9 protein-coding genes are annotated in these 12,657 nt (G+C 70.8%); 6 read left to right on the top strand and 3 right to left on the bottom strand.

Features of this window, described 5'->3' with window-relative positions; translation table 11 throughout:
- Positions 1-77: 77 nt before the first annotated feature.
- On the bottom strand, positions 78-2,399 hold the full coding sequence (gene lon / locus QM638_RS19405; protein WP_415144681.1) for an endopeptidase La: 2,322 nt from the start codon (positions 2,397-2,399) through the stop codon (positions 78-80).
- 110 nt (positions 2,400-2,509) lie between these two features.
- Positions 2,510-3,625 carry a phosphoserine transaminase gene (gene serC, locus QM638_RS19400; RefSeq protein ID WP_415144679.1) on the bottom strand — a complete coding sequence of 372 codons (1,116 nt, stop codon included), beginning with the start codon at positions 3,623-3,625 and terminating at the stop codon, positions 2,510-2,512.
- A 204-nt stretch (positions 3,626-3,829) separates the two neighbouring features.
- On the opposite strand from serC, the gene QM638_RS19395 reads away from it, so the two are divergent.
- Positions 3,830-4,258, top strand: coding sequence for a zinc-ribbon domain-containing protein (locus QM638_RS19395; protein WP_415144677.1), 429 nt, complete (start codon positions 3,830-3,832; stop codon positions 4,256-4,258).
- 18 nt (positions 4,259-4,276) lie between these two features.
- On the opposite strand, the gene QM638_RS19390 is transcribed toward QM638_RS19395, so the two are convergent.
- Complete coding sequence (locus QM638_RS19390) at positions 4,277-5,377, bottom strand: citrate synthase 2 (RefSeq protein WP_415144675.1); 1,101 nt, start codon at positions 5,375-5,377, stop codon at positions 4,277-4,279.
- A gap of 103 nt (positions 5,378-5,480) precedes the next feature.
- On the opposite strand from QM638_RS19390, the gene pdxH reads away from it, so the two are divergent.
- The 5 genes from pdxH (at position 5,481) to QM638_RS19365 (ending at position 12,500) form a co-directional block, all read left to right on the top strand.
- Positions 5,481-6,152, top strand: a complete 672-nt coding sequence (pdxH, locus tag QM638_RS19385; RefSeq protein WP_415144673.1) for a pyridoxamine 5'-phosphate oxidase — start codon at positions 5,481-5,483, stop codon at positions 6,150-6,152.
- A gap of 161 nt (positions 6,153-6,313) precedes the next feature.
- Positions 6,314-8,035, top strand: a complete 1,722-nt coding sequence (locus tag QM638_RS19380; RefSeq protein ID WP_415144671.1) for a fibronectin type III domain-containing protein — start codon at positions 6,314-6,316, stop codon at positions 8,033-8,035.
- 153 nt (positions 8,036-8,188) lie between these two features.
- Positions 8,189-8,767, top strand: a complete 579-nt coding sequence (locus tag QM638_RS19375; RefSeq protein ID WP_415144669.1) for a TetR/AcrR family transcriptional regulator — start codon at positions 8,189-8,191, stop codon at positions 8,765-8,767.
- Positions 8,767-10,512, top strand: a complete 1,746-nt coding sequence (locus tag QM638_RS19370; protein WP_415144667.1) for an ABC transporter ATP-binding protein — start codon at positions 8,767-8,769, stop codon at positions 10,510-10,512. Before QM638_RS19375 ends, QM638_RS19370 begins: the two co-directional genes overlap by 1 nt.
- A 137-nt stretch (positions 10,513-10,649) precedes the next feature.
- Positions 10,650-12,500 (top strand): ABC transporter ATP-binding protein, encoded by a 1,851-nt coding sequence (locus QM638_RS19365; protein ID WP_415144683.1) that lies wholly within the window; start codon positions 10,650-10,652, stop codon positions 12,498-12,500.
- The last annotated feature ends 157 nt before the right edge of the window (positions 12,501-12,657 follow it).

Here is a 12,657-nt window from a genome sequence, read left to right as displayed (position 1 = left end):
GTCCACCTAGGTAGCAGCCCGTCGCAACAGGCTGCTACCTAGGTGGACAACGTGTTACCCCCCTCCGGCGCGGGGGCTCAGGCGGCCGCGGCGGCGGAGTCCACCGGGGCGAGCGCCCCGACGACCACGTCGCGGACGTCGCTGACGACGTGGATCGCCAGGGCGTCGCGCACCTCGGCCGGTACGTCGTCCAGGTCGGGCTCGTTGCGCTGCGGGATGAACACCTCGGTCAGCCCCGCCCGCTGGGCGGCGAGCAGCTTCTGCTTGAGACCGCCGATCGGCATCACCCGGCCGCGCAGGGACACCTCTCCGGTCATCCCGACCTCGCTGCGCACCGGCCGCCCGGTCAGCAGCGAGGTGAGTGCGGTGACCATGGTGATCCCCGCGGACGGACCGTCCTTCGGCACCGCGCCGGCGGGCACGTGGACGTGGATGCGCCGGTCGAGCGCCGCCGCGTCGATGCCGAGTTCGGCCGCGTGCGAGCGGACGTAGGAGAGCGCGATCTGCGCCGACTCCTTCATCACCTCGCCGAGCTGCCCGGTCAGGGTCAGTCCTGCCTCGCCGTCGGAGGCGGTGGCCTCGATGAAGAGGACGTCCCCACCCAGTCCGGTGACGGCCAACCCGGTGGCCACCCCCGGCACCGCGGTGCGCTCGGCCGACTCCGGGGTGAACCGCGGCCGTCCGACCAGGTCGGTCAGTCCGTCCAGATCGATGTCGAGGTGCTCGCCGGCGTCGGTGGCCAGCCTGGTGGCCGCCTTCCGCAGCGCCCGGGCCAGCAGCCGCTCCAGCTGCCGCACGCCCGCCTCGCGGGTGTAGTTCGCGGCCAGCTCGCGCAGCACCTCGTCGCTCACGCTCACCTCGTCGGCGCTCAGCGCGGCCCGCTCCAGCTGCCGGGGCAGCAGGAAGTCGCGGGCGATGGCGACCTTGTCGTCCTCGGTGTAGCCGTCGAGGGTGACCAGCTCCATCCGGTCGAGCAGCGCGCTGGGGATCTGGTCCACGACGTTCGCGGTGGCGATGAAGACCACGTCGGAGAGGTCGAGGTCCAGCTCGAGGTAGTGGTCGCGGAAGGTGTGGTTCTGGGCCGGGTCGAGCACCTCCAGCAGCGCCGCCGCCGGGTCGCCCCGATAGTCGGCGCCGACCTTGTCGACCTCGTCGAGCAGCACCACCGGGTTCATCGAGCCGGCCTCCTTGACGGCCCGCACGATCCGCCCCGGCAGGGCGCCGACGTAGGTACGCCGGTGGCCGCGGATCTCGGCCTCGTCGCGGACGCCGCCGAGCGCGACCCGGACGAACCGGCGGCCGAGTGCCCGCGCGACCGACTCGCCCAGCGAGGTCTTGCCCACCCCTGGCGGGCCGGCGAGCAGGATCACCGCACCGGAGCCGCGGCCGCCGATGACCTGCAGGCCGCGCTCGGCCCGCCGGGCCCGCACGGCCAGGTACTCCACGATCCGGTCCTTCACCTCGTCCAGGCCGTGGTGGTCGGCGTCGAGGATCTCCCGGGCGGCCACGATGTCGGTCGAGTCCTCGGTGGTGACCCGCCACGGCAGGTCGAGGACGGTGTCCAGCCAGGTGCGGATCCAGCCGGCCTCGGGGTTCTGGTCGCTGGAGCGCTCCAGCTTGTCCACCTCGCGCAGCGCCGCCTCGCGGACCTTCTCGGGCAGGTCGGCGGCCTCGACGCGGCCGCGGTAGTCGTCGGCGCCGTCGGGCTCGCCCTCGCCGAGCTCCTTGCGGATGGCGGCCAGCTGCTGGCGTAGCAGGAACTCGCGCTGGTTCTTCTCCATCCCCTCGCGCACGTCCTCGCTGATCTTGTCGGTCAGCTCGGCCTCGGCCAGGTAGTCGCGGGTCCAGCCGATGACGGTGCTCAGCCGCTCCTCGACGTCGGGGGTCTCCAGCAGCTGCCGCTTGCGGTCCTCGCCGAGGTACGGCGCGTAGCCGGCCGTGTCGGCGATCGCCGACGGCTCGCTCAGCCGGGTGACCTGGTCGATCACCTGCCAGGCCTCGCGGCGCTGCAGGACGGCGATCACCAGCCGCTTGTACTCCTCGGCGAGCTCGCGGGCGTGGTCGCTGACCGGCTCGACGACCGGCTCGACCTCGACCCACAGCGCCGCGCCGGGTCCGGTGACACCGGACCCGATCCGCGCCCGGCTCTCGGCGCGCAGCACCGCGGCCGGCGTACCGCCGGAGAAGCGGCCGACCCGCTCGACGGTGGCGATCGCGCCGTAGGCGGCGTAGCGGTCCTCCAGCCGTGGTGCCACCAGCAGGCGGCCGTCGCTGCCGCTGCGGGCCGCGTCGACCGCGGCCTGGGCGGCCTCGTCCAGCTCGATCGGCACCACCATGCCGGGCAGTACGACGACGTCGGGCACGAACAGGACGGGAAGACTGATCACAGGCTCGGTCACGGTAGTGGCCTCCCTTTCGAGACTTGAGTGTTATCGACTCAACCCGGCGAAGAGGAGACTCATTCCGGATCGGTGTTCGTCCTCGGCGAACACCGTGCGCGGCCGCGGTGTCAGAGCCGCTCGACGACCCAGTCCAGGCAGGCGGTCAGTGCCTCCACGTCGGCCGGGTCGACGGCGGGATACATCGCGATCCGCAGCTGGTTGGCGCCGATGCCGCGGTAGGCGTCGGTGTCCACGATCCGGTGGGCGATCAGCACCTCGGTGAGCCGGTCCTTGTCGATGCCCTCATCGAGCTCGATCGTGCCGACGACCAGCGACCGGTGGGCCGGGTCGGGGACGAACGGCGTCGCGAACGAGGACTTCTCCGCCCAGGCGTAGAGCGAGTTCGAGGAGGCGGTGGTGCGCCCCACCATCGCCTCGAGGCCACCCGAGGCGAGCATCCAGTCGATCTGCTCGGCCATCAAGAAGAGCGTGGCCACCGACGGCGTGTTGAGGGTCTGGCCGAGTCGGGACTGCTTGATCGCGCCGACCAGGTCGAAGAACGCCGGGATGTGCCGGCCGGAGGCGGCGATCTCCTCGGCACGCGCGATCGCGGCCGGGGAGAGCAGTGCGAGCCACAGTCCGCCGTCGGAGGCGAACGACTTCTGTGGTGCGAAGAAGTAGACGTCGGCCTCGGCCACCTCCACCGGCAGTCCACCGGCGGCCGAGGTCGCATCGACCAGGGTCAGCTGATCGGCGCTCGCGCCGCCGGGACGCCGTACCGGAGCCATCACGCCGGTCGAGGTCTCGTTGTGGGTCCAGGCATAGACGTCCACCCCGGCGTCGTACGACGGACGAGACAGCCCGCCGTGCGGCGCCTCGACCAGCACCGGATCCGCGAGCCACGGCGCCGCCGCGGTGGCCTTGGCGAACTTGGCGCCGAACTCGCCGAACACGGCGTGCTGGCTGCGCTCGCGGATGAGGGCGTGGCTGGCCAGGTCGAAGAAGGCGACCGACCCACCGTTGCCGAGCGCCACCTCGTGGCCCTCGGGCAGGGCGAACAGCTCGGCGAGGCCGGCCCGCACCCGCTGGACCAGGTCCCTGACCGGCTGCTGGCGGTGCGAGGTGCCCATCAGCGAGCTCCCGGTGGCGGCCAGCGCCTCCAGCCGTGAGCCGGGGATCTTCGAGGGGCCCGAACCGAACCGGCCGTCGACCGGGAGCAGGTCGGCGGGGATCTGCAACGTCATGGTCCGATTCTCTCCCCAGCCGCGTGCCCGCCGCTGACGAGGATCGGATGCCGGAAGGCCGTGGACGTGCTCGGGGCGTGTTCGGGGACGTGTCCGAGACTCGGGCAACCGAATCGCGGTCACAGGCGGTCACAGCACACGGCAAGACCCGGCAGGACACACCGTTCCTGCGCACCCGCGATCACTGACCACAAGGAGCTCTCGATGGCCGTCGAGGACCGCACCGCCCAGACCAACGCCAGGATCCGCACCTCCGCCCGGATCGGCGGTGCCGTCCTGACCGTGTTCGGAGGGATCGTGTTCGTCACCGCCTGCACCAAGGTGTTCGGTGGCGGCTTCGACGGACCCGGGCCCGGCTGGATGGCTGCCTGGATCGGGTCCCTCGTCGTGTTCGGCATCGGGTTGCAGCTGCTCAACATCGGCTTCCTGCGCACCCAGGCCAACTACCTGGCCGGGGAGGCGGGCGGTGCGGTGCGCAGCGTCGCCGGGGACGTCGCCGGCGGCATCCGAGACGCCTCGGCCGCTGGGTCGGACGGGAGGACCGGCCCGTTCTGTTCGGCCTGTGGTGTCCGCAACGATGTCGGCGCCCGGTTCTGCGACGCCTGTGGCACCGCGTTGGTCACCGCCGGCTGAGCCGGCACCAGCCGGCGCTCAGGCCCAGGAGTCGTGCCAGCCCTCGACCGAGCTCGCCGGCCGCGAGGCCGGGCCGGTGTAGATCGCCGAGGGCCGGATCAGCCGGCCGGTCCGGACCTGCTCGAGGATGTGCGCCGACCAGCCCCCGGTGCGGGCGCAGGTGAACATCGAGGTGAACATCGGCGCCGGGACCTGGGCGAAGTCGAGCACGATCGCCGCCCAGAACTCCACGTTGGTCTCCAGGACACGGTCGGGGCGGCGGGCGCGGAGCTCGCTCAGTGCCGCCTTCTCCAGCGCCTCGGCGACCTCGTAGCGGGGCGCGCCGAGCTCGCGAGCCGTACGGCGCAGCACCCGGGCACGCGGGTCCTCGGCCCGGTAGACGCGGTGACCGAAGCCCATCAGGCGCTCCCCGGAGTCGAGCAGCCTCTTCACGTAGGCCTCGGCGTCGCCGGTCTGTTCGACCTCCTCGATCATGCCGAGCACCCGCGAGGGCGCCCCGCCGTGCAGCGGCCCGCTCATCGCGCCGATCGCGCCGGAGAACGCGGCGGCGACGTCGGCGCCGGTCGAGGTGATCACCCTCGCGGTGAACGTGGAGGCGTTCATGCCGTGCTCCGCGGCCGACGACCAGTAGGCGTCGATCGCGTGGGCGTGCTTGGGGTCCGCCTCGCCGCGCCAGCGGATCAGGAACTTCTCGGCGAGGGTGGCGCCCTTGTCCACCTCGCTCTGCGGCACCACCGGCCGGCGCAGCCCGCGCGCCGACTGGCCGGCGTAGGAGAGCACCATCACCGCCACCCGGGCGAGATCCTCACGAGCCTGCTCCGGGGTGATGTCGTAGGTCTGCCGGAAGCCGAAGGCGGGGGCGAGCATCGCGATCGCCGCCTGGACGTCGACCCGCACGTCGCCGGTGTGCACCGGCAGGTTGTAGGCCTCCGCCGGCGGGAGACCGGGAGTGTAGGTGCCGTCGATGAGCAGCCCCCAGACGTTCTCGAACGGGACCCGGCCGACGATCTCCTCGATGTCGACGCCGCGATACCGCAGGGCCGAGCCTTCCTTGTCCGGCTCGGCGATCTGAGTCTCGAACGCGACGACGCCCTCGAGTCCGTGGTGCACCTCGGTCATCTCTGTGGCCCCTTCGGTCGTTGCTCTCTTCGCGGATCCTCGTTGTCGTCCGCATTCTGCCCCACCAGCTGGGTTCGCCGGTGTGGAGCCTAGGCTCGCCGGCATGGAGCCTCGCCTGGACGCAGACCTCAATGCCCGGCTCGCGGCGGCCCGGGAGAGCTACGCCGGCGGTGGGCTGGCGGAGGCGGATCTGACGCCGACGCCGTGGGAGCTGTTCAACCGCTGGTACGACGAGGTGGCGGCGGCCGGCGTCGGCGAGCCGAACGCGATGGTGGTGGCGAGCGTGGGCGCGGACGGCGCGCCGTCCGCGCGGCTGGTGCTGCTCAAGGGCTTCAGCGCCGACGGCTTCGTCTTCTTCACCAACCTGGGCTCGCGCAAGGGGCGCGAGCTGCTCGCCCACCCGCGTTGTGCACTGCTGTTCCCGTGGCATCCGGTGGAGCGCCAGGTCCGGGTCGAGGGCAGCGCCGCCGAGCTGCCTCGGGCGGCCGTCGAGGAGTACTTCGCGATCCGGCCCCGGGGCTCGCAGCTGGGTGCCTGGGCCAGTCACCAGTCCTCGGTGGTCGCCGGACGCGCGGAGCTCGATGAGGCCTACGCCGCCGCGCAGGAGCGGTTCGCCGGGCAAGACGTCCCGGCACCCGAGGAGTGGGGTGGCTTCGTGGTGCGCCCGGACGTGGTCGAGTTCTGGCAGGGCCGGACGGGCCGGATGCATGACCGGCTGGTCTATCGCCGTACCGGTCCGGGAGATGGCTGGGCCACCGAGCGGCTGGCCCCCTGACAACATCGGGACACTCTGCTCACAGCAGCTGTTCACGCCGCATTAGCGGCGATGTTCGGTGTTGGGAACCCGATCCTCCGGACCGTTCATCCGTGTCCGATGCGGTAGCGCCGAGGCCGATCCTGCGGCCGATCGCACCGTCAGAAACGAGGAACACCGAGATGAATCCAGCCACCGCGGCTCCGCTCCGTCCCAGTCGCCGCACGGTCTTGTTGGGCGGCCTGGGGGTCGCCGCGTCCGTCCCGCTCGTCGGGCTGTCCCCGGCCCAGGCGGAGAGCGCCGTCACGATCAGCGACCTGGTGCTGCAGGTCGGCAGTGACGAGACGTCGCGGAGTCTGTCGTGGCTGTGCACCGAGGACGCCGAGGAGTACGTCCAGTACGCCGAGGCGGCCGATCTGGTCGATGACGTCTTCCCGTCGTCCGCGGTGAGTGTCGCCGCGACCAGGGGAGCCGCCAACACCTCGGGGGAGTACTACCAGCACGCCACCGTGTCGAACCTGTCGGCCGACACCGACTACGTCTACCGGGTCGGCAGCGACAGCGCCGGCTGGAGCGAGACCTACTCCTTCTCCACGGCGCCGGTGTCGAGCTCGTTCAGCTTCTTCTTCGTCGGTGATCCGCAGATCGGAGCCAGTGGCGACGCCAGCAGCGACGGCGAGGGCTGGGCGGCCACGATGGCCCTGGCCGAGTCGGAGTATCCGGACGCACAGTTCGTGCTCACCGGCGGCGACCAGGTCGAGACCGCGGCCAGCGAGGAGCAATACTCCTACTTCCTCGCGCCGGAGCAGCTCACCACCATCCCGTTGGCCACCGCGCTCGGCAACCATGACTACGGGTCGCTGGCCTACCAGCAGCACTTCAACATGCCGAACGTGTCCGACGGCTACGGCGCCGCGAGCAGCGAGTCTCAGTCCGGCGGCAACGCCTGGTTCCGCTACCAGCACACCCTGTTCATCACGCTGAACACCAACAACAGCGACACCGACGAGCACATCGAGTACGTGCGACAGATCATGGCCGACCAGAGTGACGCTACCTGGACCGTGGTGAACTTCCACCACTCCGTCTTCAGCGTCGCCTCGCATGCCTTCGACAGCCAGATCGTCACCTATCGGGAGGTGCTGCCGCCGGCCTTCTCGGAGCTCGGCGTCGACCTGGTCCTGATGGGCCACGACCATCACTTCACCCGCTCCTACCTGATGAACGGGGTCGACGTCAGCGCCGCGGAGAGCGCCGGCACGGTCAGTGGCACGGTCGTCCCCGAGGAGGGCGACGTGCTCTATCTGACCGCCAACTCCTCCAGTGGCAGCAAGTACTACTCCGACAACAGCCGCATCTCGGAGTGCTACTGGGCGGAGGTGAGCGACCAGCAGTCGCACCCCAACTTCACCTACGTGACGATGGCCGAGGACACCATCACCCTGGAGACCTATGACACCACCACCAACACCCTGGTGGACCAGGTCGTGCTGGCGCCGACGAGCGACACCGACGACGGCGATGACGGTGGCGATGACAGCGGCGACGACACGGGTGACGACGGTGGCGACGACACCGGCAGCGGGTCGACCACCCGCAAGCTGAGGACCAAGACCCGGATGGTGCTCAGCAAGCACCGCCAGGTCAGGCACCGCCGCCCCGCCCGCGCCAAGATCACCGTCCGGGTGCCGGGCAGCACCAAGGTCCCGCGCGGCCGGGTCAAGGTCTTCGACGGCCATCGGCTGGTGAAGGTCGCCACCCTGCGCAAGGGGCACGCGGTGGTGACGCTGCCCGACGGGCTCTCGGTGGGACAGCACCGTCTGCACGCGGTCTTCGTCGCCAACGACCGCTTCCGGCGCTCGGTCTCCGGCGTCAGCCGATTGAAGGTCAGGCGCCGCCGCTGACCCGGCAGCCAGGCCGACGCCGGCCCCGAGCCCTCGCAGGGCTCGGGGCCGGCGCGTCTCGGCGTGGAGCCGGGGCACCGTTCGCCCCTGACATCTGTCACGGATCGCGAAAACCATTTGTGAGTGAGCGCTCACTCATCTACTCTCGGGGTCATGCCACGAGCCCGACCGATGTCGCCCGCCGAGCGTCGTACCGCGCTCGTCGACGCCACCCTGCCGCTGCTCTACGTGCACGGCCGCGCGGTCACCACCAAGCAGATCGCCGAGGCGGCTGGGATCGCCGAGGGCACGATCTTCCGGGTCTTCGAGTCCAAGGACGAGCTGGTCGCCGCCGCGATGGCGAAGGCGTTCGAGCCGGGGGAGCTGCTGGCGCGGCTCGATGAGGTCGACCTCGACCGGCCGTTGCGCGAGCGGCTGCTCACCCTGGCCAGCGCGCTGCAGCAGCGGCTGCGTGCCACCTTCGGGCTGATGCGCACGATGGGCCAGTTCGGCCCGCCGCCCGGAGCCCACGGCGAGGACCGCAAACAGGCGATGGACGACGTACGCCGGCGGATGGTCGCCATCGTCGAACCCGACGCCGAGCGACTCACCGTCACCCCGGATCGACTCGTCCACCTTCTTCGGCTGCTCACCTTCGCGGGCAGCAACGACCAGATCGCCGACGGGCAGCTGCTCTCGCCCGCCGAGATCGTCGACATCCTGCTCACCGGCGTCCTGAAAGGCGAAGCCTGATGCTGTTCCGGATCCTGCGAGAGTTCCTGCGCCCCTACCGGCGCAATCTTGCCGCGGTCGTCGTGCTGCAGTTCGTCTCGACCGCGGGGATGCTCTACCTGCCCACGCTGAACGCCGACGTCATCGACCACGGCATCCTCGCCTCCGACACCGGCTACATCCTGCGGGTCGGTGCGGTGATGCTGGTGGTGAGCCTGGCCCAGGTCTGCTGCTCGGTCGGCGCGGTCTGGTTCTCGGCCCGCACCGCGATGGGCTTCGGCCGTGACCTGCGGGCGGCGGTCTTCGCCCGGGTCGGCTCCTTCAGCGGTCAGGAGGTGGCCCGGTTCGGCGCCCCGTCGCTGATCACCCGCAACACCAACGACATCCAGCAGGTGCAGATGCTGTGCCTGCTGAGCTGCACGCTCGCGGTCTCGGTGCCGATCATGATGATCGGCGGCATCCTGATGGCGCTGCACCAGGACGTGCACCTGTCCTGGCTGCTCGCGGTGGTGGTGCCGGTGCTGTTCGTGACGATGGGGGTCATCGTCTCCCAGATGGTGCCGAGCTTCCGCAAGGTGCAGCGTCGCGTGGACGAGGTCAACCGGGTGCTGCGCGAGCAGATCACCGGCATCCGGGTGGTGCGGGCCTTCGTCCGCGAGCGGCACGAGGAGGAGCGGTTCACCGTCGCCAACGACGCCCTGACCGAGGTGTCGCTGCGCGCCGGCCGGTGGATGGCGACGATGTTCCCGACGATGATGCTCATCGTCAACCTCGCCAGCGTCGCCGTCATCTGGTTCGGCGGACACCGGGTCGACGCCGGCCAGATGCAGGTCGGGCCGCTGACCGCGTTCCTCTCCTATCTGGTGCAGATCCTGATGAGCGTCATGATGGGCACCTTCATGCTGATGCAGATCCCGCGCAGCGCGGTCTGCGCCGATCGGGTCGCCGAGGTGCTCGACACCGAGTCCTCGGTGGTGCCACCGACCGACGGCGTCACCGAGCCGACGCTGCACGGCCACCTCGACCTCGACCGGGTCGGCTTCACCTATCCGGGGGCCGAGCAGCCGGTCCTGCGCGAGGTCAGCCTGTCCGCCCGGCCGGGGCAGACCGTCGCCGTGATCGGCTCGACCGGAGCCGGCAAGTCCACCATGATCAGTCTGATCCCCCGGCTCTTCGACACCACCGCGGGCTCCGTGCGGGTCGACGGGGTCGACGTACGCGAGCTCGACGCGGGTGCCCTGCACAGCAGGGTCGGCCTGGTGCCGCAGAAGGCGTTCCTGTTCACCGGCACGGTCCGCTCCAACCTGCTCTACGGCAACCCCGAGGCGAGCGACGAGGAGCTCTGGCGGGCTCTGGAGATCGCGCAGGCCAGTGACTTCGTCACCGAACTGGCGCCCGAGGGCGGAACCGGGCTGGACGTGCCGATCTCCCAAGGAGGCACCAACGTCTCCGGTGGCCAGCGTCAGCGCCTGGCGATCGCCCGAGCCCTGGTGCGAGAGCCGGAGATCTATCTCTTCGACGACTCCTTCTCCGCGCTCGACGTGGCCACCGACGCTCGGCTGCGGGCGGCGCTGCAACCGGTGACCCGGGACGCGACGGTGCTGGTGGTGGCGCAGCGGGTGAGCACCATCCGCGATGCGGACCTGATCCTCGTGCTCGAGGACGGCGCGGTCGTCGGGCGCGGCACCCACGCCGAACTGCTGGCCGACTGCGTGACCTATCAGGAGATCGTCGCGTCCCAGCTGAGCGCGGAGGAGGCAGCCTGATGAGCCAGTCCACGGGTGGGTCCGTGAACGGATCGCGGCGTACGCCGTCCGGAGGGTCGCCGGCGAAGGACGGTGGCGGCGATCTGAAGGTGACCGAACGGATCCAGGCCACCGGCGGCGGTCCCGGCCGCGGTCCGATGGGCGGCGGCATGGTGGGCCAGAAGGCGTCGAACTTCGGGCCGTCGGCCAAGCGGATGCTGGGCCGGATGGCGCCGTACCGGGTGGCCGCGGTCGCGGTGCTGGTCCTCGCGGTGGGCAGCGTCGCGCTGACCTCGCTCGGGCCGAGGCTGCTCGGTCGCGCCACCGACGTGATCGTCGAGGGGCTCGGCAGCGGCGTCGACTTCGACCGGTTGCGCCACGCGCTGGCGCTGGTCCTGGTGGTCTACGTCGCCGGGGCGCTGCTCGGCTGGTGCCAGGGCCAGATCCTCAACCACGTCGTGCAGAACACCGTGCGCGGCCTGCGCACCGAGGTCGAGGAGAAGGTGCACCGGCTGCCGCTGGAGTACTTCGACCGGCAGCCGCGCGGCGAGCTGCTCTCCCGGGTCACCAACGACATCGACAACATCCAGCAGACCCTGCAACAGACCTTCAGCCAGCTGCTGACCTCGCTGCTGACGGTGGTCGGGGTGCTGGTGATGATGGTCTGGATCTCGCCGCTGCTCGCCCTGATCGCGGTGATCTCGGTGCCGCTCGCGATGCTGATCAGCAGCCAGGTGATGAAGCGCTCCCAGGGGCAGTTCGTCGCCCAGTGGCGTGGCACCGGGGTGCTGAACTCCCACATCGAGGAGTCCTTCTCCGGACACGACCTGGTCACCGTCTTCGGGCGCCAGGAAGAGGTCGGCCAGACCTTCGCGGCGCAGAACGAGGAGCTCTACCAGGCCTCGTTCAAGGCCCAGTTCATCAGTGGCCTGATCATGCCGGTGATGATGTTCGTCGGGAACCTGAACTTCGTCGCCGTCGCCGTCGTCGGCAGCCTGCGGGTGACCAGTGGGCACATCACCATCGGTGACCTGCAGGCCTTCATCCAGTACTCCCGGCAGTTCACCCAGCCGCTGACCACGGTCGCCTCGATGGCGAACCTGTTGCAGTCCGGAGTCGCCTCGGCCGAGCGCGTCTTCGAACTGCTCGACGCGCCGGAGCAGCGCCCGGACGCCGCCAGCGCTGCGGTCGGTGTGGCAGGTGCGGTCGGTGCGGTCGGCGGCGTGGTCGCGTCGAACGGTACGGCGGGCGCGGGCGAGGTCGCCTTCGAGGACGTCTCCTTCGCCTACGACCCGGAGCGCCCGCTGATCGAGCACCTCTCGCTGACCGCGCGACCGGGGCAGACGGTGGCGATCGTCGGTCCGACCGGCGCCGGGAAGACCACCTTGGTGAACCTGATCATGCGGTTCTACGAGGTCGACGGCGGTCGGATCACCTTCGACGGCGCCGACATCGCCTCGATGCCGCGAGCCGAGCTCCGTGGCCGGATCGGGATGGTGCTCCAGGACACCTGGCTGTTCGAGGGCACCATCCGGGACAACATCCGCTATGGCCGCCCCGACGCCAGCGAGGAGCAGATCCTGGCCGCCGCCCGGGCGACGTTCGTGGACCGGTTCGTGCACTCGCTGCCGGAGGGCTACGACACCCTCATCACGGCCGACGCCGGCAACCTGTCGGCGGGGGAGCGGCAGCTGCTCACCATCGCCCGGGCGGCGTTGACCGAGCCGTCCCTGCTGATCCTGGACGAGGCGACCTCGAGCGTGGACACCCGCACCGAGCTGCTGCTGCAGCAGGCGATGGCCGCGCTGCGCAGCGACCGGACCTCGTTCGTGATCGCGCACCGACTCTCCACCATCCGCGACGCGGACCTCATCGTGGTGATGGAGCACGGCTCGATCGTGGAGCAGGGCAACCATGAGCAGCTGCTGGCCGCGCAGGGTGCCTACTTCCGGCTCTACCAGTCCCAGTTCGCGGCACCGGCGACCGAGGAGCTGCCCGAGCCAGCCTGATCCGGACCGGGCGGGGCTGGGCCGCCCCGCTCGCGGGCCGTGTGGGTGCCGTTCGGCCGGGAGAGGCCGCGGGCAGGCCGTCGACACCCCGCCCCGGCTCCCGGCCCGACCCCCCCCACACCGCCCCCGACCGGGGCGGCCCACCCCCCCCCCGACC

Source organism: Nocardioides sp. (assembly GCF_047606145.1).
In the GTDB taxonomy this organism is placed as follows: Bacteria; Actinomycetota; Actinomycetes; order Propionibacteriales; family Nocardioidaceae; genus Nocardioides.
Note: the sequence above shows the minus strand (reverse complement) of the source record. Positions and strands in the feature narration are given on the sequence as shown.

Excerpts from the sequence above, each read along its gene's own strand:
- QM638_RS19370 (WP_415144667.1), top strand. The coding sequence starts at position 8,767 with ATGCTGTTCCGGATCCTGCGAGAGTTCCTGCGCCCCTACCGGCGCAAT.
- QM638_RS19380 (WP_415144671.1), top strand. The coding sequence starts at position 6,314 with ATGAATCCAGCCACCGCGGCTCCGCTCCGTCCCAGTCGCCGCACGGTC.
- QM638_RS19395 (WP_415144677.1), top strand. The coding sequence starts at position 3,830 with ATGGCCGTCGAGGACCGCACCGCCCAGACCAACGCCAGGATCCGCACC.
- pdxH (WP_415144673.1), top strand. The coding sequence starts at position 5,481 with ATGGAGCCTCGCCTGGACGCAGACCTCAATGCCCGGCTCGCGGCGGCC.
- QM638_RS19365 (WP_415144683.1), top strand. The coding sequence starts at position 10,650 with ATGGGCGGCGGCATGGTGGGCCAGAAGGCGTCGAACTTCGGGCCGTCG.
- serC (WP_415144679.1), bottom strand. The coding sequence starts at position 3,625 with ATGACGTTGCAGATCCCCGCCGACCTGCTCCCGGTCGACGGCCGGTTC.
- QM638_RS19390 (WP_415144675.1), bottom strand. The coding sequence starts at position 5,377 with ATGACCGAGGTGCACCACGGACTCGAGGGCGTCGTCGCGTTCGAGACT.
- QM638_RS19375 (WP_415144669.1), top strand. The coding sequence starts at position 8,189 with ATGCCACGAGCCCGACCGATGTCGCCCGCCGAGCGTCGTACCGCGCTC.